12 protein-coding genes are annotated in these 22,945 nt (G+C 62.7%); 4 read left to right on the top strand and 8 right to left on the bottom strand.

Annotated features, from left to right (window positions below; genetic code table 11):
* Positions 1–2: 2 nt before the first annotated feature.
* From QO005_RS18505 to QO005_RS18515, 3 genes are all read right to left on the bottom strand, one after another.
* Positions 3–668 (bottom strand): YiaD family glycine zipper/OmpA-like lipoprotein, encoded by a 666-nt coding sequence (locus tag QO005_RS18505; protein WP_307159545.1) that lies wholly within the window; start codon positions 666–668, stop codon positions 3–5.
* Between the two features lie 79 nt (positions 669–747).
* On the bottom strand, positions 748–1,998 hold the full coding sequence (gene ispG / locus QO005_RS18510; protein WP_307159546.1) for a flavodoxin-dependent (E)-4-hydroxy-3-methylbut-2-enyl-diphosphate synthase: 1,251 nt from the start codon (positions 1,996–1,998) through the stop codon (positions 748–750).
* A 304-nt stretch (positions 1,999–2,302) separates the two neighbouring features.
* Complete coding sequence (locus QO005_RS18515; protein WP_307159547.1) at positions 2,303–3,499, bottom strand: MFS transporter; 1,197 nt, start codon at positions 3,497–3,499, stop codon at positions 2,303–2,305.
* A gap of 286 nt (positions 3,500–3,785) precedes the next feature.
* On the opposite strand from QO005_RS18515, the gene QO005_RS18520 reads away from it, so the two are divergent.
* The 3 genes from QO005_RS18520 (at position 3,786) to QO005_RS18530 (ending at position 13,732) form a co-directional block, all read left to right on the top strand.
* On the top strand, positions 3,786–11,273 hold the full coding sequence (locus tag QO005_RS18520) for a type I polyketide synthase (RefSeq protein ID WP_307159548.1): 7,488 nt from the start codon (positions 3,786–3,788) through the stop codon (positions 11,271–11,273).
* A 280-nt stretch (positions 11,274–11,553) separates the two neighbouring features.
* Positions 11,554–12,930, top strand: a complete 1,377-nt coding sequence (locus QO005_RS18525; RefSeq protein WP_307159549.1) for an aminotransferase class I/II-fold pyridoxal phosphate-dependent enzyme — start codon at positions 11,554–11,556, stop codon at positions 12,928–12,930.
* 7 nt (positions 12,931–12,937) lie between these two features.
* Positions 12,938–13,732 carry an SDR family NAD(P)-dependent oxidoreductase gene (locus tag QO005_RS18530; protein ID WP_307159550.1) on the top strand — a complete coding sequence of 265 codons (795 nt, stop codon included), beginning with the start codon at positions 12,938–12,940 and terminating at the stop codon, positions 13,730–13,732.
* Positions 13,733–13,738: 6 nt separating this feature from the next.
* Here QO005_RS18530 and QO005_RS18535 read toward each other — a convergent pair whose 3' ends face one another.
* Positions 13,739–15,052 (bottom strand): capsule polysaccharide biogenesis protein, encoded by a 1,314-nt coding sequence (locus QO005_RS18535; RefSeq protein ID WP_307159551.1) that lies wholly within the window; start codon positions 15,050–15,052, stop codon positions 13,739–13,741.
* A 119-nt stretch (positions 15,053–15,171) separates the two neighbouring features.
* Here QO005_RS18535 and QO005_RS18540 point away from each other — a divergent pair, with 119 nt between their 5' ends.
* Complete coding sequence (locus QO005_RS18540; protein ID WP_307159552.1) at positions 15,172–16,533, top strand: capsule polysaccharide biogenesis protein; 1,362 nt, start codon at positions 15,172–15,174, stop codon at positions 16,531–16,533.
* A gap of 286 nt (positions 16,534–16,819) precedes the next feature.
* On the opposite strand, the gene purH is transcribed toward QO005_RS18540, so the two are convergent.
* The 4 genes from purH to htpX form a co-directional block, all read right to left on the bottom strand.
* A complete protein-coding gene (purH, locus tag QO005_RS18545) occupies positions 16,820–18,436 on the bottom strand; it encodes a bifunctional phosphoribosylaminoimidazolecarboxamide formyltransferase/IMP cyclohydrolase (protein WP_307159553.1) in 1,617 nt (538 codons plus the stop codon).
* Between the two features lie 165 nt (positions 18,437–18,601).
* Positions 18,602–20,275: a heparinase II/III family protein gene (locus tag QO005_RS18550; RefSeq protein WP_307159554.1), complete on the bottom strand. Its 1,674-nt coding sequence runs from the start codon at positions 20,273–20,275 to the stop codon at positions 18,602–18,604.
* A gap of 121 nt (positions 20,276–20,396) precedes the next feature.
* A complete protein-coding gene (locus QO005_RS18555) occupies positions 20,397–21,800 on the bottom strand; it encodes an RsmB/NOP family class I SAM-dependent RNA methyltransferase (RefSeq protein ID WP_370878108.1) in 1,404 nt (467 codons plus the stop codon).
* On the bottom strand, positions 21,797–22,852 hold the full coding sequence (gene htpX, locus QO005_RS18560; RefSeq protein ID WP_307159555.1) for a zinc metalloprotease HtpX: 1,056 nt from the start codon (positions 22,850–22,852) through the stop codon (positions 21,797–21,799). Before htpX ends, QO005_RS18555 begins: the two co-directional genes overlap by 4 nt.
* Positions 22,853–22,945: the final 93 nt, after the last annotated feature.

The following is a 22,945-nucleotide window of genomic DNA, read 5'->3' on the forward strand; positions in this document are numbered from 1 at the left end:
GTTCAGTTCTGGGTAAGCGGCGAGATCGACACTTCCACGCGGCGGTTCTGCGCGCGGCCTTCCGGCGTGGCGTTGCTCGCCACCGGCTGGCTGGGGCCGAAGCCCATGGCCGACATGCGGCGCGAATCGACGCCCTGCGATGCCAGATAATTGGCAACCGATTCGGCGCGGCGTTGCGACAGATCCTGATTGTGCTGCAGGCTGCCGGTGGAATCGGTATGGCCGTTGACGTCGATCAGAGTGCGGTTGAACTTCTTCAGCACGATCGCCACCGAATTCAGGGTCGGGTAGAAGGGCGGCAGCACCTGGTCCTGATCGGTGGGGAAGGTGATGTTGGAAGGCATGTTCAGGATGATTCGGTCGCCCTGACGGGTGACGGAAACGCCCGTCCCCTGCAACTGTGCGCGCAGTTCCGCTTCCTGATTGTCCATATAGCTGCCGATGGCGCCACCGGCCAGTGCGCCGATGCCGGCACCGATCAGCGCGGCGTTACGCTTGCCATGGCCGCCACCGCCGACAGCCAGACCGCCGAGCGCGCCAACGGTTGCGCCGATCAGCGCGCCGCCTGCCGTATTCGACATCTTCTGTTGGCCCGTATAGGGGTCGGTGGTGGTGCAGGCGGTCAGATAGGTCGCGGCCAGCGCGACAAGTGCAAGTCTCTTGATCATCGGATAGGTGTCCATTCCCCGTCGTTTCCGCTCCTTCATTTACCATGAATTGCGGCATAAGCGAGGAGAAGGAATGTCCCTATTCTGCTGCTGTTTTCTGGCCGTATCGCTTTTCGATGTAATCGATGACCAGGGCCTCGAATTCCTCGGCAATGCGCGGACCGCGCAGCGTCATGGCCTTTTCACCGTCGATGAACACCGGAGCCGCCGGATTTTCGCCCGTACCGGGAAGGGAAATGCCGATATCGGCATGCTTGCTCTCGCCCGGACCGTTGACGATGCAGCCCATGACGGCAACGTTCAGCCCTTCGACGCCCGGATATTTTTCCCGCCAGATCGGCATGTTCTTGCGGATATCGTCCTGGATCTTCTGCGCCAGTTCCTGAAACACCGTGGACGTGGTGCGCCCGCAGCCGGGGCAGGCCGCCACCACCGGCACGAACTGCCGGAAGCCCATGACCTGCAACAATTCCTGCGCCACCTGCACCTCGCGGGTGCGGTCGCCGTTCGGCTCCGGCGTCAAGGACACCCGGATGGTATCGCCGATGCCCTGTTGCAGCACATAGCCCATGGCAGCAGACGAGGCGACAATGCCCTTGGAACCCATGCCCGCTTCCGTCAGCCCCAGATGCAGGGCATGGTCCGAGCGTTCCGCCAGCATGGAATAGACGGCGATCAGGTCCTGCACCTGGCTGACCTTGGCCGATAGAATGATGCGGTTGCGCGGCAGGCCGATCTCCTCGGCCAGCTCCGCCGACAGCAGTGCGGACTGACAGATGGCCTCATGCATGACCTGCCGGGCCGAGAGCGGCGAGCCGTTCTGCTGGTTTTCGTCCATCAGCCGGGTCAACAGATCCTGATCGAGCGAGCCCCAGTTGACGCCGATGCGCACAGGCTTGTCATAGCGGATCGCCATTTCGACGATCTCGGCGAACTGCTTGTCCTTCTTGTCCTTGAAACCGACATTGCCGGGATTGATGCGGTATTTCGCCAGAGCCTCGGCGCAGGCCGGGTGATCGGCCAGAAGCTTGTGGCCGATATAATGAAAATCCCCCACCAGCGGCACATCGATACCGAGCCGCAGCAACCGCTCGCGAATTTTCGGCACGGCAGCGGCACTTTCATCGCGATCGACCGTGATGCGAACGATTTCCGAACCGGAGCGATGAAGGGCAGCCACCTGCGCAACGGTGGCATCCACATCCGCCGTATCGGTATTGGTCATGGACTGCACCACAACCGGCGCGCCGCCTCCGACAATGACGCCGCCCACATCGACGGCAACCGAGGCACGGCGGGGTTTGGGCTCATATTCTGCGGCAGACGCCATGATCCTGATCTCTTTGAGGGCTGTTTCTCCTTCAGGTGGATCAATCATGGCGGCTTGTCAACATCATGACAGCATCAGCCCTTATACCAAGCGTCATTGAAAATGACTCTTGGTATTCTTCTTTCGAATATCTCAAGCCACTGACGCAATTGAGATATTCGAAATTCTTTCAAGGCGAGGAGGCTGACGCATCTTCGAGCCTTGGTATTACAGCGCCGTGCGTTTTATCAAACGCACAAAGGACGCTGTAACACTTTAAAGCTGCTGCATAATTTTCACCTTAAATCCACTCCGATTTAAGGAATTATGCAGGAGCATGGGGCTCGGGCTTGAACGATGCCGCGCGCTTGTCCTCGGCCCGGTCCGCGTGGCGGGCAAGCCCCGACAACAGCAGCACCACGAGCAGCAGAAGCGGCAGCCCCCGGAAGACGAGGCCGAGCGAGGTATGCTGGGCAATGAAGCCGATCAGCGACGGTGCGACCAGAATGCCGGAATAGCCCATGGTGGTTACCACCGAAAGCCCCACCCCCGGCGCCAGCCCCGGCAGGTTGCCCGCCGCCGAAAAGGCGATCGGCACCAGATTGGAAATACCGATGCCTGCCAGCGCAAAGCCGAAGAGGCAGAGGATATTATTGTCGGCAAAGCCGATGATCAAAAGACCGGCCATGGCCGCAGCCCCGCAGCCCCGCAGCGTTGCCACGGCACCGAAGCGGTCGCGCACCAGATCGCCCGCAAAGCGCATGATCGCCATGGTCAGCGAAAACGCGGCATAGCCATAACCGGAAAAGACGACATCGGCACCGCGTTCCCGGCCAAGATAGAGCGCGCCCCAGTCCAGAACGGCCCCTTCCGGCACCATGGAAAACAGTGCCACGAGCCCGATCAGCCAGGGAAGCGGGGTCAGCGGCAGACGGCCCGCCGGCGTTTCCTCGCCCGGATGCGGCGCATCCGCAAGAATCATTGGCCAGGCGATCAGGAACAGGATGGCGGCAATGACGGTCACGGCCAGCACATGACCCAGCGGGCCTGCGGCGGTGATCAGCCAGCCGCCGAGACCCGCGCCAAACAGGCCGCCCAGGCTCCAGAAGGCGTGGCAGGATGACATGATCGAACGGCCCATGGCCTTCTCGGTCTCCACCGCATTGGCGTTCATCGCGACATCCATGGCTCCGGTCAGGCCGCCGAACAGAAACAGCGCCACGGCGGCAAGCGGAATATTCGGCGCCAGCACCGCCAGAAGCAATGTCGGCAGATAAAGGATGGTCGAAACGACGCTGACGCGCCGGGAGCCAAAACGGGCAATGCGGCTGCCAGCCACCGGCATCATGACGATGGAGCCGATGCCAAAGACCAGAATCATCACGCCAAGAATGCTTTCCTGCAGCCCAAGCTTTTCCGCAAACAGCGGAATCCGCGTTGCCCAGGAGCCCATGATGAAGCCGTTGAGGAGAAAAAGCAGCGAAACGGCAAGCCGTTCCCGTGTTACCAATGATGATGTCATGCTCTGCCTCCCTTTGGCCCCAAAAGCTAGCCAAACCGCTTTGGAAGACAAGTGTGCCCGCACCACATCATCATCACGTTTGATGTTGGACGGTTACGACAGGTCGTAAAAGGGGCAATCTCGGGACGTTCATCATGCGGAAGCAGCATTGGCGGCAGCCTCCAGAATGGCGAAGCGCAAGGTTGATGATTGACGCTTGCCGGGTGCTTCTCTAATTGGAGGCTTCAACTTGCGTAAAGTGCGTAATGTCCGGTTCTGCCCAGACTGCTGAAACCCGAAAGACCAGATGACGGTAGAGATTATTGGGCGCGCCTGCGCCGCGCCGGGAGCCGGATCTCCCGAGGAATTGTTCGAGCTTCTCAAGGCCCGCGCCTGCACGGTGACGACCATGCCGCGCGACCGGTGGGATATTGCCCGTTACTGGCACCCGGAGATCGGCACGCCCGGCAAGTATTATACCTTCGCCGCCGGTATTCTCGATGGCATTTATGATTTCGACCCGGGCCTGTTCGGCATGTCGCGGCGCGAGGCCTCCTTCATGGACCCGCAGCAGCGCATCCTGCTGGAACTGACCTGGCGTGCGCTGGAAGACGCCAATATCCCCGTCGCCAGCTTGCAGGGCGAAAATGTCGCCGTCTATGTCGGCGCGTCGAACATCGACCATGCCAATCTGGCTGCGGAAGACCCTGCCGGGCCTGGCCCGCATTTCATGACCGGCAACACGCTCTCGGTGATTTCCAACCGCATTTCCCACGTCTTCGGCCTGAATGGACCGAGCCTGACGGTCGATACCGCCTGCTCCTCCTCGCTGGTGGCGCTGGATCATGCGGTCAGGGCAATCAATTCCGGGCTGGTGGATACGGCCATTGTCGCGGGCGTGAACGTTCTGGTGCATCCGTTGCCCTTCGTCGGCTTCGCCCAGGCGCGCATGCTCTCCATCGACGGGCTGTGCAAGGCCTATTCCAATGACGGCATCGGCTATGTGCGCGCCGAGGGCGCCGCCGTGCTGGTGCTGCGCGCCAGCGACAAGGCCGCCCGGGAAAAGGACCGCAGCCACGCCACCATTCTTGCCAGCGGTATCAATGCCGCAGGCCGCACCAACGGCATTTCCCTTCCCTCCCGCGAGGCGCAGGCCGTGCTGCTGCGCGCCGTGTACGACGGCAACGGCCTGAACCCCGACAGCCTTGCCTTCATCGAAGGTCACGGCACCGGCACCAAGGTCGGCGATCCGGCGGAGGTCTGGTCGCTCGGCACCGTGATCGGCCAGCGCCGCCGCGAGCCCATTCTCGTCGGCTCGATCAAGAGCAATATCGGCCACTCAGAACCCGCTTCCGGCCTGCTGGGCGTGGTCAAGGCGATGATGGCCCTGGAGCAGGACTATCTGCCCGCCTCTCTGCATTGCGAGGAATTGAACGACGCCATCGATTTCGATGGCCTGAATGTTCGCGTTGCCCGGGAGCCGGTGACGCTTTCCCGTGGCGCGGAGCGGCGGCTTGCCGGGATCAACTCCTTCGGCTTCGGCGGCGCCAATGCCCATATCGTCATTGCCGATCCGCTTGCAGACGCGGCACCGGCCGCAGCAGCACCCGGCGAAACGGTGTTTCTCGCCAGCGCCCACACGGCTGACAGCCTGAAGCGGCTGCTTTCAGCCTATGCGCAAGCGCTGGAAACCGAAACGGACGCCGCCCGGCAGGCAAGCATGCTGGCAGCGGCGGCGGCAAACCGCACTCCGCAGCGGCATCGCTTCGTTGCCAAGGGCAGTGTCGAGAGCATTCGCGCCGCCATTTCCGAGCGGCTGCAAACGGGCAAGACCGGCGGCGAGACGGGTGAAAGCCTGTCGCGCCACGGCAAGCTGGCCTATGTGTTTTCCGGCAATGGATCGCAATGGGCGGGCATGGGGCTCGCGGCCTATCGCGCCAATGCCGGTTTCCGCGCAAGCTTCGACCGCGTCAGCGAACTCTTCAAGCGGCATTCGGCGGTCGACCTCGCAGAAGCCCTGCACGATGCAGCGCTTGAGGAGAAGCTCGGCGATACGCAACTGGCGCAGCCGCTGCTGCTGGCCGTTCAGGTGGCCTTGGCGGATGTGCTGACCGCAGGCGGTCTGGTGCCCTCGGCAACCTATGGCCATTCCGTCGGCGAAGTGGCCGCCGCCTATGCCGCCGGCGCGCTGACGCTGGAGGATGCTGTTGCCGTCATCGCCAAGCGGTCGCTGCATCAGGCAAGCCTTGCCGGTGAAGGCACGATGGCCGCCGTGAAGCTTGGGGAAAAGGCCGCCCAGGAACTGCTGGCCGAGCTTGGCTTCACCAGCCTTGTCGTGGCTGCCGTCAATGCGCCGAACTCGGTCACCGTCTCCGGCGACAGGCAGGAGATCACGGCACTGCGCGAAATGCTGCGCAAGCGCAAGGTGCCGGCCCAGGTTCTGGATATCAACTATCCGTTCCACCATCCGCTGATCGACAAGGCGAAATCCGCCTTCTTCGCCGATGCGCCGCAGATTGCTCCGCGCGATGGCGATATTGCCTTCATTTCCACCGTCACCGGCGGCGCGCTCGAAGGTCATACGCTGGATGCCGACTACTGGTGGCGCAATGTCCGCCAGCCGGTACAGTTCCATGCCGCCACCGAAGCGGCGATTGCGCTTGGCTGCAGCGTCTTCCTGGAAATTTCGCCGCGCGCCATTCTCGGCAGCTATGTGGCCGACAGCGCGCAGCAGGTGTCCGCGCCCATTTCCGTCGTGCCGACGCTCAACAAGGAAGAGGTGCCCGAGGGCGTCGATCCGGTTGCGCAATCGCTGGCGCGCGCCATTGCCCATGGCGCGGAGCTCCGCGAGGCCGCCGTCTTCGGCGCGCGCCGTGCGGAAATCGCACTGCCGGGCCTACCGCTGGAGAAGAGCACGATCAAGCCGGACCCCACCAGTGACCGGGCCGATCTCTACGGCCGCTTCGGCGACAACACCTACCGCCTCAATGGCTGGCGGGTCGATCTGCAGGCTCCGCATTGGAAAAACCATCTCGATGCCAAGCTTTTCCCGGATCTGGCCGAGCATGTGGTGGATGGCCGCGCCATCCTGCCTGGCAGCGGCTTCCTGGAGATCGCGCTTTCGGCGGCTCGCGCCTATTACGCCACGGACGCACTGGAAATCGCCAATGTCGAGATCCTTCGTCCGCTGGAACTGAGCGACAGCCGCATGGTCGAACTTTCGACGCTGATGTCGCCGGAAACCGGCGATATCCAGATCCGCTCGCGCGAGCGCCTGAGCGATGACGACTGGACGCTGCATGCGGTCGCCCGCGCCCGCAAGCTGACGGCATCGGAAGAGACCGAGCTTCCGGCCTTCGCCCTGACGAAGGAGCCCGTGGTTCTGGATGCAGAGGCGGCCTACCGCACGGCGCTGAGCTTCGGCCTGACCTATGGCCCGCGCTTCCGCCTGCTCGACAAGGCCTTCCTGCATGGCGAGCGGCTCGTAGAGGTCTTCCTGCATCCGGCAGCCCCGCCCGGCCATCCGCTGGTGGAATTCAACCTCAACCCGATGAGCGTCGATGCCGTGTTCCACGGGCTCGTGGCGCTGTTCGACCGTTTGAGCGGCGAGCGGGGCGGCGCGCCCTATATTCCGGTGCGCTTCGGCCGCGTCGTCAGCCGCAGCATGGGCGAGCCGGTGCATCGCGCCGTTATCGAAATCGAGCGGATCAGCCCCACCTCGATCAAGGCACATTTCCATCTGTTCGGACAGGACGGAACACATCTTGCCTCGCTGAAGGAAAGCCGCTTCCGCCGCACCTATCTCAAGCAGCACAAGACGCTGGAAAGCCTTGCCTTCCACTACGAGGCCGTTCCAGTGACAGCGCTCGATGCGCGCCCGGCCGACGCCATGCGCCTGACGCTGTCCGCTCCGGAATGTTTCGGCGTCGCCCGCCAGGAGGCGGATAATGCGACGCTGCTGATTCAGGCCGCCACGCTCAGCGCCATTCACGGTCTAGCCGGGCTGTTGCAGAAGGACGGCAAGGTGCACTTTGCCGATCTTCCCGGACAGGAACGGCTGCGCGCCTTCCTGGCCAACAGTCTGCATCTTCTCGCCGATGCCGGTTTTGCCAGCTTCGAGAATGGTCTCTGGTCCATCGATGCCGATGCGGGCCTGCCGCCGGTGGAAGAACTGTTACGGGAACTCTATCGCGATCATCCCGACCGCACGGTCGAGCTGGTGATGATCAACGATGTCTTCCACGCCGTCGCAGACGCCATTGAAACCCAAGGCGAAGACCCGGATTTTCCGCTCTCCGAGGCAACCGTCGAGCATTTTGCGGTGCATGCGCCCCTGGCGCGGGCGCGCATCGACGCGCTGCTGGCAGCCCTGCAACAGGCCCTCGACGCCTTCGAGGCGGAGGAGCCCCCGCAGGTGCTGGAACTGGGCGCCATTTCGGTGCATGTCAGCCGCAAGCTTTCGGAAGCGATCTGTCGCCAAGGCGGCATGCTGTCGATCTATGAGCCGGATGGCGGACGCCGTCGCAATCTTGAACTGGCCTTCGAGAACGATCCCGCCGTGCGGGTGCTGGGCGAGGCCGATCTCGACCGCCTGAACGGCATCGACCTCATCGTCAGCGGCAGTGAAGATCTGCGGGGATTGATCGAGGGCGACCAGCGCGTGCGGCTGGCCGCTGGAGCACTTGCCTCCGCCACCCGGCTTATAGCCGTGCAGCCCGCGCCGCAGGTCTTCGCCGATTTCGTCTTCGGTCTGGACGATGGCTGGTTCCTGGCGGGGGGACTGCCGGAATATCCCTTAAGCCGGATCGCCGATGCCGGAAGCTGGACGAAGCTTCTGGAAAATCTCGGCTTCGCCCCCGTCGAGGCAGAGGCCTTCGAGACAGCAGGGGGCAGCCTGATCGGGCTTGCCGCCTCGCGCGCCGGAACACAGAAGGCAGTCGATGCCGCCATCCTCTCTCATCTGAGCGGACCGGTGCTGGTGCTGCACGATGCGGCTGTGGAAACCTCGGCGCTGACGGCTGCCACACAGGCGCTTGCAGGCGGCACCCTTCAACCTCTGGCGATGACCGGGGATGCGCAAACGGATGGTGAAAGGCTGAAAACGGCCTTCGCTGAGGCCGGAGAAGCGCTGGCCGGGGCCGTGTGGCTGGCCGCCGAGCCCGCAAAGGGCCTGGAGGCGGCGGCAAGCGATCCTTCGCTGCTGTTGCAAAACCGCGTCCTGTCACTCAGCACGCTGGCGCTTGCCTGGAATGCCTGGCGCGAGGGCAAGGGCGAAAAACAGCTGAAGCTGGTTCTGGTGGCTCCGGGGGGTGCGCCGGTGACGGAAGGGGCAAGCCCGGTCAATGCCGGGCTCTGGACCTTCGCCCGCGTGCTGCGCAACGAATTCGACAGCCTCGACATGGGTGTTGTCGATACGGGACCTGCCCGCAACACCCCGGAAATCATGCTGGATCACGGCCTGAGATTGCTCTCGCAGGCCGCCAGCAATCGCGAATTCCTGGCCGATCCCGAAAGCGGCGCCTGGAAGGAACTGCGCGCCGTACCCGGCCCGCTTCCCCGCGCAAGCCGCCAGACGGTGTCCTACCCGGCGGCAACGATCCGCCAGCAGGTGCCCTCGCAAGTGACCAGCATCCGCTGGGAAAGCACGACGGTTCCTGAACCCGGCCCCGAGGATGTCGTGGTCAAGACCGCGGCCACCGGCCTCAATTTCCGCGACGTCATGTGGGCCATGGGGCTTCTGCCGGAAGAAGCGCTGGAGGATGGCTTTGCCGGTGCCTCCATCGGCATGGAGTTTTCCGGCGAAGTCGTGGCCACCGGCAAGGCTGTCACCGATCTTCAGCCCGGCGACAAGGTCATGGCCATTGCCGCCAGCGCCTTTTCCACCCATGTGCGGGTGGACCGCGCAGGCGTGGCGAAACTGCCGCTCGGCGTCGATGCGGTAGCTGCCGCCACCATTCCGGTCGTTTTCCTCACCGCCTATTACGCCATGCACGAGCTTGGCCGCATCCGGGCGGGCGAAAGCATTCTCATCCACGGCGCGGCAGGCGGGGTCGGCCTTGCGGCAATCCAGGTCGCCAAGCATTTCGGCGCCACGGTGATCGCCACCGCAGGGACCGAGGAAAAGCGTGCTTTCCTGCAAACGCTCGGTGCTGACCATGTCTTCGACAGCCGCTCGCTCGGCTTCGTGGAGGACGTGCTTGCCGTCACCGGCGGCGGGGGCGTCGATCTGGTGCTGAACTCGCTGTTTGGCGAGGCGATGGAAAAATCGCTGTCGCTGGTCAAGCCGTTCGGACGCTTCCTCGAGCTTGGCAAGCGCGATTATTATGCCGACAGCAAGATCGGCCTGCGGCCTTTCCGCCGCAATATCAGCTATTTCGGCATCGATGCCGACCAGCTTCTGGTGTTGCAGCCCACATTGTCACGGCGGCTGCTCGGCGAGATCGGCCAGCTCTTCGAACAGGGCGTGTTCACGCCGCTGCCGTTCCGCGCCTTCGAGCATGACGAGATCGGCGATGCCTTCCGGCTGATGCAGAATGCCGGACACATCGGCAAGATCGTCGTCCTGCCGCCGGTTTCCGGCAAGGACAGCGTGGTTTCGGCAAAACCGGCCCGGCTGGCTCTCGATCCCGATGGCATGCATCTCGTAATCGGCGGCATTGGCGGCTTCGGGCTGGCCGCTGCCGACTGGCTGGTGCAGCAGGGCGCGCGCCATGTGGCGCTCTCCACCCGCCGTGGCATTCCCGACGCCGAAACCGAGGCGGCCATCGCACGCTGGCGAAAGCTTGGCGTCACCGCCCATGTCCATGCCTGCGACGTCACCGAAGAGGCCGATGTGGAGGCCCTGCTGGCGAAGTTGCGCGCCGTCGCGCCGCTGAAAACGGTCATTCACGCCGCGATGGTTCTGGATGACGCCTTCATCAGCAACCTCAATCGCGACCGCAACCGGCCGGTTATCGACGTCAAGGCGGCAGGCGCGGTGTTCCTTGACCGTCTGACGCGCCAGGACAGGCTCGATCACTTCATCCTGTTCTCCTCCGTGACGACGCTGGTGGGCAGTCCGGGCCAGGGCAATTATGTTGCCGCCAACGGTTTCCTCGAAGGTCTTGCACGAGCCCGCCGGGCCGAAGGCCTGCCCGCGCTTGCGGTCGGCTTCGGCGCCATTGCCGATGCCGGCTATCTCGCCCGCAACAGCGAGATCAACGAGCGCCTGGGACGGCGCATCGGCAAGACGGCGCTGCAATCCCAGGAAGCTCTGGACAGCGTGGCCGCCTATCTGGCCCTGCAGCCCTTGAACGCCGATTCCGCCGTGGTGACGATTTCCGATTTCGACTGGGCCACGGCCCAGTCGCTGAGAGTGATCCGTGAGGATCTGTTCGAAGTGGTCATGCGCCGCGTCGGGCAGATGACGGCAGGCACCGAAGGCGGCGAAATCGATCTGGTGGCGCTGGTGGAGGGCAAGGCCCCCGCGGCGGCGCAGGAGGCGCTGTTCGCCATCCTCGCAGGCGCCATTGCCGAAACGCTGCGCGTGCCCAAGGAAAGCGTGGGACTGGACAGCGTGCTGAAGGAAATCGGCCTGGACAGCCTGATGGCGGTGGAGCTCGGCATGAATTTCGAGCAGATGACAGGCTTCGAAATTCCGCTGAGCAGCCTTGGCGATACTGCCAGCGTGGGCGACCTGACGCGGCGGCTTTACGAAAAAGTCAGCGCGCGAGGCCGCTCGGCAGGCGAAGACGGACCGGCAGAGGCAAAGATCATGGACGAATTGAGCCGCCGTCATACAAGCCAGGCGAGTTGAAACAGGCCTTCCGGGGCGTGGTTTGACGATTTGTCGTCGCAAATCGGTGCGTGCGCTGTTGCGCAACAGCAAAAAAAGCGTCACAACCGCGTGAAGCATGAAGAATTTTAAGAATGTCCGGACCTGATACAAAAGCTGGTTTGAGTCCGGACATGCAAAAGAACAATAAAACGCGTTTCGCACAAACGCGGAAACATTCGAATGTGGGCCGGGGGAACGGACGGACGAAGCGCCTTTTCGGGAAGAGAAAGGCCTTCATGGCAGGACAGGTTTGCTGCGAATGAATGAAAACAAGCGTCAGGATCTTCTGGCCCGCATGCGCGGCCTCAAGCAGAATGTGGAGCAGGGCCGCCAGTCGCGCAGTGAACAACTGCAGCAAAGCGTGATCCGCAAGCAGCCGGATTTTGCCGATCTTCCGGAATACAAGCAGGTCAGGATGCAGGAAATGGCCAGCCAGCAACTTGGCATGGCCAATCCCTTCTATCGCGGCCATGAGGGCACGAGTGGTGCAACCGCGCTGATCGGCAATCGCAGCTACGACAATTTCGCATCCTATGACTATCTCGGCCTGAACGGCGATGAGAGGGTGCAGAAGGCCGCCGCCCGCGCCATCGATCGCTATGGAATTTCCGCCTCCGCCAGCCGGGTCGTGGCCGGAGAGCGCACCATCCATGCCGAACTGGAACGGGCGATCGCCGAGAATTACCGCACCGAAGCCGCCGTGTGCTTCGTCAGCGGCTATCTCACCAATGTCGCGGCCATCGGCTGTCTGATGGGGCCGAAGGATCTCGTCATCCATGACGAGTTCATTCACAACAGCGCCCTGACCGGCATCAAGCTGTCGGGCGCCAACCGCCGTCTTTTCAAGCACAATGACATGGCCGACCTGGAGCGGATCCTCTCGACCATCGCCCCTGCCCATGAGCGCGTGCTGGTCATCTCGGAAGGCATCTTCTCCATGGACGGCGATTTCGCCGACCTGCCGGGCCTGCTGGCGCTGAAAAAGCGCTTCGGCTTCTGGCTGATGATGGACGAGGCCCATTCGCTTGGCGTGCTGGGCGAAACAGGACGCGGGATTTTCGAGCATTTCGGCCTTGATTCTGCCGACGTCGATATCTGGATGGGAACCCTCTCCAAGACCACCTGCAGCTGTGGCGGCTATATTGCTGGCAGCGAGGCGCTGGTGACGCTCCTGAAGGCGCAGGCCGGCGGCTTCGTCTACAGCGTCGGCCTCGCGCCGGCTCTGGCGGCGGCGGCGCTCGAAAGCCTCGCCATCCTCAAGCAGGAACCGGCGCGCGTCCACGCTTTGCGCAATAACAGCCGGATTTTCCTGGAGCGGGCACGCCAGAAGGGGCTCGATACCGGGCTCAGCGAAGGCTATTCTGTCATTCCCGTCATCGTCGCGGATTCGCTCAGAGCCGTGGAACTCTCCAACCAGCTCTTCGAAGAGGGTGTGAACGCCCTGCCAATCATCTATCCCGCCGTCCCGGAGGGGCTGGCACGGCTGCGCTTCTTCATCACCAGCGCCCATAGCGAAGAGCAGATCCATCGTGCGGTCGATCTGACGGCGGAGCGGCTGTCGGCGCTTGTCCAGCGCAATTTCGGTATCGGTTCCATGGATGTACAGAGTATTCTGGCCGCCATGGCGGGCCGCTGAGGGCAAGATGCGTCTTTTGCGGGCAGCACCGCTAACGCCTTCGCATGTCATCATCACCGGGGGATCCAGCGGCATCGGACTGGCGCTGGCAAGGCTCTATCTCGAGCGTGGAGCCAGCGTCACCCTCATCGCCCGTAGCGCAAAGCGCCTTCAAGAGGCGGCAGTGCTGCTCGGCAATGGGCCAAAGCTCGGCCATCAAAGCGCCGATGTGGCGGATTTTCAGGCTCTGACAGCCGCCATCGCGGCGGCCGAGAGCCAGCACGGCCCCTGTGACCTGCTGATCACCTCCGCCGGTGTCGTCCGCCCCTCGCCTTTGCAGGCCATGGATGTCACTGAGGCGCGCACCCAGATCGAAACCAATCTTCTCGGTACGATCCATGCCGCGAAAATTCTCTGGTCCGGCATGGCGGACCGGGGTGGCCGGATGGTCTTCGTCTCCTCCGGCGCAGCCTTTATCGGCCTGCACGGCTATGCCCCCTATTGTGCCTCGAAGGCGGCGCTGGTGGGGCTTGCGGATTCGCTGCGCCAGGAGGCCGCAGGCACGCGGCTTGGCATTTCCATCTGCTTTCCGCCCGATACCGATACCCCGCAACTGGCCGCCGAACTGCCGCTGCGCTCCCCGGAAGCGGAAAAGCTGATGGGCCGCGTCGCGCCCTGGTCAGCGGATGATGTGGCGACAGAAATCGACCGGCAGCTCGCACGCGGGCGCAGCGAGATCCATTTCGGCCTGACGCTCTGGTTTCTGGCGCGCTTCGGCTCGCTGGCCCGCCCCTTCATCTATCGCTTTCTGGCAGCGCGATAAGCGCCGTCACGGATAAGCTTGAGGGTCGGGCTGCGATTGAAACGCTGCCCGCAGCTCCGCTTCATAGCGGAATATCGCACGTTCTGGAGCCGGACTGGAGGGCAGCATCGGCGGTGAGAACAGCCGCTCGGCCATGGCTTCCGCGCCATCGATCACGGATTGCCGGTCCAGAAAGCCACCGCGCACCTGTATCGTGCCGGTCATGGCACGCAACAGCGCCTGCAAGAGCGTGGCATCCGGCTGTTCCGGACGGGTCCAGAAGGTGGCGAGCGGCCCCTGATGTGTCAAGCCGGGAACGTCATAGATGGCAGGCGCCAGTGCAATGACCGGTCTGTTGGCCTGAAGCGCGGTCAGGCCTACGGTGGAGTTGACGGTCACCAGACCTTGCGACGCCGTGATCAAGGCGTCGAGATCGCCACCCTCGATGAAATCCACACGCTCGGCGACGCCGTGACGGCTGGCCATGGCGGCAATCCGGCTCTGCCAGCGGTTGAGGCCGTTGTCGATCGGATGCACCTTGAAAAGCAGCCGGACATCCGCCTCGGCATGGCGGGCAAAGGACGCCATGGTGGCTTCCATGATGGTCAGGAGATTGCCGGTCGGCGCATGGCGGCGGATCTGGTAATCCCCGGGAAGTTGCAGGGGAAACAGGAAAAAGCGCGGTTTCCTCCCCAGATAAAAATCCTGAAGCGCTGCGACATTTCGATGCCGCTTGCGCATCGTCAAGGCCTTGCCAATCCATCCCGCATATTCTACCGCTGGATGCACCGGCCCATGGGCGCGATAATGCGGATGCACCAGCCAGCCGAGAAGCACGTTCGGAACATGGAAGCTCAGATCATACAGCGCATAGGTCAAGAAACTGGCACGATAGCGCCGCGACGTTTGCGCAGGCGGAGCGACCTTCGCCGCCAGCTGCCGGATCGCGTGCGGATCGGCTGGGAAGCAGGACTGGCTGGACATGCCGAAAGGCTCCAGCGTCAGCCAGTCGGGCCGCAGATAGCCATGCTCGAAAATATGCACGCGAAGGCCGAGCGAGCGGGCAAGCGCAATCGCTGCTGCATGTTTTTCCCGGCCATCGCCCAGCATCACCAGATCGGTGATGGCGTGCCGGTACAGAAAATCGTCAAGATAGGCCTTCCAATCCGTATCCGGGCCGCGATAGACATGAATTGGCCACCTTCTCCAAAAAAGGATATCGCCCAGACAGACATTGATCTTGTGCACGCTGGCGCCACGGCGTTCCAGCGCGGCGGCGAGGTGACGCAGGAAGGGCGAGGCCGGGCCTTGCAGAAAAAGAAAATTGCGGGTCTCTGTCACGCTTTGTAAAGACTTGCTTAACGAATTGAAGGCTTCTGTGGTGTTTGGGTCATACGACAAAATCATAACATGGCCTATAAGATGCCGCCGGAAAGTGTAAAAAGAGGGGTCGATTTCGCATGACAGTGTCTGCTGCCGACAAGGCTGTGCTGTTTCTTCAAGGCCCACCCTCGATTTTCTGGACGGAATTTGCCAGGGCTTTCGAAACCGCAGGGGTCAAAACCCTGCATGTAAACTTCACCTTGGGCGACCGGATTTTCTGGCGCAAGCGCGGCGCGAAGAATTATCGCGGTACGCTGAAGGGCTGGCCGCGCTATCTGCGCCAGTTGATCGAAAAGCACGGGATCACCGACATCGTCTATTATGCCGACCGGCTGCCCTACCATCAGGAAGCGGCGCGCCTCGGCAAGGAGATGGGCGTTCAGTGTCACGCGGTGGAATGGGGCTATCTCAGGCCCGACTGGATCACGCTGGAACGCGGCGGCATGGGCCGTTTCTCGCATTTCCCGAGCGACCCGCAGACCATTCGCGAGATCGCCGCCAAGGTTGAGCCCGCCGATGTCGAAGTGAAATATCCGCACACCTTCGGCCAGGAAGCCTTCAATGAGGTGATCTACAACCTCCTCAACTTCTTCGGACGCCCCTTCTATCCGCTCTATACGGCAGACAAATATTACTCGGCGCTGGTGGATTACCTGCCGTGGCTGCTGAAATTCGGCAGCAAGGCCAAGACCTTGCCGGAGACCTTCCTGGAAGAGCACAACCAGGATTTCTTCGTGGTGGCGCTGCAATTGCAGAGCGATTACCAGATTAGAGCCAATTCCTCCTACCGGCATCTGAAGGACATGATGCGGCAGGTGATTTCCTCTTTCTCACGGCATGCGAAGAAGAGCAGCCGCCTCGTCTTCAAGCAGCACCCGCTCGACAACGGGCTGGAGCGCTGGGACCGGCTGGTGGCCAGCATCAGCCGGGAATTCGGCGTGCAGGATCGCGTGCTGTTCATCGATGAAGGCAATCTCCACGCCATGCTGGACCACGCCAAGGGCGTGGTGGTGGTCAATTCCACCGTCGGCCTGCACAGCCTGCGGGCGCTGAAGCCCACCATCGTTCTGGGGGCGGCGGTGTTCGATGTGCCCGGCCTGACCCATCAGGGCCGCCTTGACGATTTCTGGAAAAAACCGCAGCCGGTGAATGCCGATCTGGCCGCCGATCTGGTCAAGGCGCTGGCAGGCACCATCCAGGTCAAGGGCGATTTCTTCAACCGCGAAGGCCGCAAGGCGGCCATCGATGCCATGGTGACGCGGATCGTCGAAAGCCGGGTCAACATGCCAGGTGCCTTTATCGACCCGCCGCCGCGCCTGTCCTGGGCCAAGGGCATCATTGCCAAGACCGGCACCGCCACCCAGCCGGCGCTCCAGCCGGAATGGGAAACCGATGCCGTGCCGGAATTGGGCTATGCCCGGATCGGGCCATCCTCGTAAATTCTGCGATATGGGATTTGAAAAAAGCGGCGGAGGGAAACCTACGCCGCTTTTGTCATTTTCGTCCATCTTTTCAGGAAACCGGTTCCCGCATTTCCGGCGGAAAACCGGTTCCCACTTTTCCTGAAAATGCTCTCTTGTTTACGCATTTCCGGACGGAAAACCGGTTCCCACTTTTCCTGAAAATGCTCAAAGCATAATTCGACCGGAGTGAAACGAGGATCGATAAAATTATGCTTCAAAAATAAGCGTTAGAGTGCTGATCTGATTCAATCAGATCAGCACTCTAATGCCGGAAATGCCGGATGCCGGTGAAGACCATGGCGACGTTGTGCTCGTCGGCGGCGGCGATCACCTCTGCATCCCGCATCGAGCCACCCGGCTGGATCACGGCAGTGGCGCCAGCAGCAATCGCGGCCAGGAGACCATCGGCGAAAGGATAGAAGGCTTCCGAGGCCACCGCTGAGCCGCGCGTCAGCGGTTCGGAGAGGCCAAGCGCCTTTGCGGCATCCTCGGCCTTCTGGGCCGCGATCCGGGCGGAATCGACCCGGCTCATCTGGCCTGCGCCGATACCGGCGGTCTGGCCGTCCTTGGCATAGATGACCGCATTGGACTTCACATGCTTGGCGATTTTGAAGGCGAATTTCATGTCTTCCAACTCACTCGGCGTCGGTGCCCGTCTGGTGACGACCTTGAGGTCGAGGTCTTCCACCACGACATTGTCACGGCTCTGCACCAGCAGGCCGCCCGACACCGTCTTGGCGGTCAGGCCAGAAGCACGCGGATCGGCCAGCCCATCCGTTACCAGCAGACGCAGATTGGCCTTGCGGGCGATGATCGCCTGCGCCTCGTCCGTCACGCCGGGCGCGATGATGACTTCGGTAAAGAGCTTGACGATTTCCTCCGCCGTCTCGGCGTCAAGGATCTGGTTCAGCGCAATGATGCCGCCAAAGGCAGACACGCTGTCACAGGCCAGCGCCCGGCTATAGGCATCCTTCAGGCTCTTGCCGACGGCCACGCCGCAGGGATTGGCATGTTTGATGATGGCGCAGGCCGGACCGTTTTCCGGCAGGAACTCGGAGACAAGCTCGAACGCGGCATCGGTGTCATTGATGTTGTTGTAGGAGAGTTGCTTGCCTTGCAGCAGGCGGGCGGTGGCAACACCCGGACGCTTTTCGCCCGTCACGTAGAAACCGGCCTTCTGGTGCGGATTTTCGCCGTAGCGCATCTCTTCCTTCAGCAGGCCGCCCAGCACGCGGTGGCGCGGCATGTCGATGGCCAGCGCCTCGGCAAACCAGTTGGAGATGGCGGCATCATAGGCGGCGGTGCGGGCATAGGCCTTGGCGGCAAACTGCTGGCGCAGGCTATAGGGCGTCTGGCAACCATCCTTGTGCAGGGCGTCAAGCAGCGCCTCGTAATCGGAAGGATCGGTGACGACCGTTACATAGGCGTGGTTCTTGGCCGAGGCGCGGATCATGGCCGGGCCGCCAATGTCGATGTTTTCCACCGTGGTCGGGTAATCGCCACCAGCGGCACGAACTTCCTCGAAGGGATAGAGGTTGATGACGGCCAGATCGATGGCGCCAATGCCGTGCTTTTCCATGGCGGCAAGGTGATCGGCATCGTCACGGATGGCGAGAAGACCACCATGCACATTGGGATGCAGCGTCTTGACGCGGCCATCCATGATTTCCGGAAAGCCGGTGACCTCGGAAACGTCGGTGGCGGCAAGGCCAGCCTCGACCAGCGCCTTGTAGGTGCCGCCGGTGGAGAGCAGTTTCACGCCCATATCGGCCAGCGCCCGGGCGAGATCGACAATGCCCTTCTTGTCGGAAACCGACAGCAGCGCGGTCTTGATGCGCACTTTGTCTGGAGCGGGAATTTTCTTGGAAGCGACGGCCATGGATGCTCTCCGGTCAGGGCAATGACGCAGGATGGCCGAAAATCAACGCCTGTCTCCGGCACGATCCCGCAGGACGAATGTGATGCCGCCCGCCTATCACAGCAGCGCTGAAGAAGAAACCGGCAAGAGACAGAAACCGGGGTCTTATCCTTTCGAGCCTTGGTATTATCGGCGCTTGGAGAAGAACCACCAGATTTCCGGAGCTTCCAGCAGCAGTTCGATCTGCTCGCTCGGCTGGATGCCGGAAAGACCGGCAAAGAACACATCCTCGGCGATGATGGGAAAGCCGGTGGGCGCGGAAAACACCCAGGCATCGCCGCCCGGGGCTTCCAAAAGGATGTTATGCTCATCCTCCTGGGTCAGCCGCACCTGCGGGTGGATGTGAAACCGCAGCATGGCGGCAGCAGGCAAGCCGCCCTTCAGCGCCTCGCCCTTTTCCGAGAGCAGCCGGTCATGGCCCACCAGTTTCGTACCGGTGGCGTTCAGCCGCAAATCCCGCTCATGCAGCACGCCGAAGCGCTTCAGATAGCCGTCATGCCGGGCGGAAAGCTGATCGCTCTCATCCTCGCCATTGCGGCGCAGAACCGCCACCTCGCTGACACCGCCGAGCATGACAGGGCCGAGCAGGCGCGATTTGGAGATGCGACAGGAGGATTTATCGCCCAGGATGAGTGTGGAATGGGCCGCAGTGGCGCGCGCCATCTGGCGGTAGCGCTCGCCCGCAAAGCGCGGCTGGCCGGAATTGACCACGAACCGGTGACGGCCAGCGGAAAATTCGAAGGAAAGGCAACCGGCATGGGCGCTGGCGCTCAATTCGCCTTGGGGAGACGGCCCGGTATCGGCAAGAACCACCGTTCCGCCTGCACTCAAGCGCTGATAGCGGCTGTGCGGCAGGGCCTTGAAGGTCTGGCCACCACTTTCGTCATAGCGCAGCACCGACATCAGATCATTGGCCAGCGTGGCGCTGGCGCCGTTGAACAGCGCCAGATCGCCATCCTGATGGCGGAAGAAGCGCAGCGCCGGATACATGCGGTCGATGGTGGGAATGAGCCGCGTCGGCACGTCCTGACCGAGATTGACATAGGTCTGGCGCAGCGGCAGCAGATCGAACAGAATGCTGAGGGCTGCCTGCGGATTGCGCGAGACATGGCCGCCATCCGGCAGGATCTGCCGTTCCAGTTCCAGGTCCAGCGCCCGCGAAGCTGCCCGGATGCGCCGGTCCGGGGCGGCCATGGCAAGGGCGGCCATGGCAAGGGCGATCTTCAGCTTCAGCCGCGGCAGGCCATCCGGGGCGTCCTTGGCGATGATGCGGGCGTGATGCACCTGCTGGCCGAGACTGCGCAGGAAGCGGCGATAGAACCCGCTTTCGCAATCCTGAAGCACCACCGGCGAATGGGAAAGCCAGGAAATGATCCGCTGGCCCAGCACCTCCGCCTCCCAGGCAATACCCCGGCGCTTGCTGTTCTGGCGCATCCAGCTATCGAGGATGAACCGGGCACGCGCTGCCGATTCCCGGGTGCGATGCGCCCGGATATGCCTGAGCCAGGAAAAGGAATGCAGCCGGGCGGCAAAGGCCTGCGAGGGCAATTCCAGCGTGAAGGGAGAGGCCTTGCCGAAATCGAGAATGCGCCCGGCCAGCGGAAAGCGGCCATCGAGGATCTCATCGGCCACATGCGGGTCCACCACGCGCAGATCCGTTGGCGCAACGAGCAGCTTGAGCCCGCGCTGCGGCAGGAACTGAGCTGTGCTTCGCGCCGTACGGCGGCCATAGCGTTTGGTGCGCCGCCATGCTTCGCTGAGATAAAGGGCGGGTAGAAACGGCCCCCTTTTCTTTGGCATGACCATCCTGTCGGGCAAAGCCCTGCAAACTCAAAACAAAAAGATGAAATCCAACCCCCGGACATCCTTTGCAAAAAAGATGCCCATTGGACCATCAGTGACCAAATGCGTAAAAATTTCTTTAAATTTTCAGCAGTTGGCAGGCGTAAAAGCCATCGAGACCGGAAGAATAGGGGTGCGGCAGGCTCAACATGGCCGGGGTGGTGCGGAATTCGCCTTCAGAACTGATGGCCTGTTCCAGACCCGGCCATTCCTGCCGGTCAAGCGGCAGGCGCTGAAAATCCGGATGATCGGCCAGAACCCGGGCCACCATCTCCTCGCCCTCCTTCGGATCGAGGGAGCAATTGGAGAAAACCAGCCTGCCGCCGGGATTGACCAGCGTCAGCGCATGGCGCAGCAGTTTTTCCTGAACGGTGGCGAGTTTTTCGATATCGGCGGGCCCCTTGGTGAACAGCACATCCGGATGCCGCCGCGTCGTGCCCGTGGAAGAGCAGGGGGCGTCGAGCAGAACGAGATCGAAGCCATGGCCGGGGTTGAAGTTCAAAAGGTCGGAATGCACCAGTTCGGCCTCGAAGCCAAGGCGATCGAGATTGCCCTTCAGCCGCTTCAGGCGGTTGGCCGATTGCTCGACGGCGGTCACCTTCGCGCCTTTCGCCAGCAATTGCGCCGTCTTGCCCCCCGGCGCAGCACAGAGATCGACAGCAGTCTTGCCCGCCACCTCGCCGAACATCAGCACGGGAAGGGCGGCAGCCGCATCCTGCACCCACCAGGCCCCGTTCTCATAGCCGGGCAGCGCCGTGACCGAGCCCTCGAAAGCGGCAAGCCGCAGACTGCCATGGGGCAGGACATGACCGCCGAGCTTTTCGGCCCAACCACCGGCATCGGATTTGACGGTAAGATCAATCGCCGCCGGCAGCATCTGCGCCTCGGCAATGCGCCGTGCTTCCTCCGCACCATAAACGGCAGTGAGCCGGTTCAGGAACCAGTCCGGCACGCAAGGCAGGCTGCGTGTATCCTCGATCAGCGCCTGCTTTTCCCGGCCCATGCGGCGCAGCACGGCATTGACCATGCCGGCAAAGCGGCGGCTGCGGGGATCGCGATTGGCCTGCTCCACCGCCAGATCGACGGCGGAGTGATCCGGTACGTCGAGATAGAGAATCTGGGCCGCCGCCGTCACGAGAAGATGGTAAAGCGAGCGGGCACCCGCGGGCAGCGGCGCGTCCAGCAACCCGTTCAGCATGGCCTCGATACGGGGAAGAAAGCGCAGCGAGGTGGTGACGATGGCACGCACCAGCCCGCGATCGGCTTCGCTCAAGGCGGTATAGGCCGGATTGCCATGCTCGCCATCCATCAGCCCGTCGAGCGAGACCTTCTTGTCCACCACCGCCGCCAGCATCTTGGCCGCCGCCATGCGCGCCTCAAGCCCGGGCTTGTCGGCATGGGAGGGCTCAACCGGCTGTTTCGCCTTCTGGCGATGCGGGGCAGGCCTGCCCTTCTGGCCGGGATGCTTCGTCTTCTCTTTCAATTCCAGGGTCCCTTCGGGGCTTGATCGTCCGGACCGCGTCCCGTCGAAGGGACGGATCGGGTCTTGCGGCGGGTCGTTTCCGCGCCCGCTCTATCACCCCAGGGGTTGGGCGTCGAGCTTTGCTGCGCATCCGAACCCCAGACACCATGGGCGCGGGGCGTTTCTTCTTGCCGGTGCGGCGGAGCGGCGGGGTGGGCAGCGACATTGCTGCCGGTCTGGCGCGCAAACGCCTCCAGCGCGGCAATGCGGTTTTCGGTGTTGGGGTGCGTGGAGAAGAGATTGTCCATCCGCTGCCCGGAGAGCGGGTTGATGATGAACATATGGGCCGTGGCCGGGTGCTGCTCGGCGGCATAATTCGGCTGATGCGAACCGGCGATCTTCGCCAGCGCCGAGGACAGCCAGAGCGGATTGCCGCAGATTTCCGCACCGCGCCGGTCGGCGGCATATTCGCGGGTGCGGCTGATCGCCATCTGCACCAGCATGGCAGCAAAGGGTGCCACGATCATCGCCACCAGCGCGCCGATCATGCTGCCGCCATTGCCGTTTTCATCCCGCCGCCCGCCGAAGAAGAAGGCGAAATTGCCGAGCATGGAAATCGCACCCGCCAGGGTGGCGGTAATTGTCATGGTCAACGTATCGCGATGTTCGACATGCGCCAGTTCATGGGCCATGACGCCCGCGACCTCCTCCGGCGAGAGCGCCTGCAACAGCCCGGTGGAGGCGGCAACGGCGGCGTTTTGCGGATTGCGGCCCGTGGCGAAGGCATTGGGCTGCGGGTTGTCGAAAATGTAAACCTTCGGCATGGGCAGATTGGCGCGCGCGCTCAACTCCTGCACCATTCGGTAGAATTCGGGAGCGGTGCGCTCATCCACCTCCTGGGCGCGATAGGCCGAAAGCACCATGCGGTCGGAGTTCCAGTAGGAAAACAGGTTCATGCCGCCCGCAATCAAGAGGGCGATCATCATGCCGCCCTTGCCTCCGATCAGAAAGCCGACACCCATGAACAGGGCGGTCATGAAGGCCAGCAACAGGGCGGTGCGCATGATGTTCATGGGGCATCTCCAGTGGACGGTTCTTTTCACGCAGGCGGTGGTTTCTTCCTGCCGATGGCTTAGATATAGGGAATGCGAATGGATGCTTTCAAT

The organism is Allorhizobium paknamense, from assembly GCF_030815125.1.
In the GTDB taxonomy this organism is placed as follows: domain Bacteria; phylum Pseudomonadota; class Alphaproteobacteria; order Rhizobiales; family Rhizobiaceae; genus Allorhizobium; species Allorhizobium paknamense.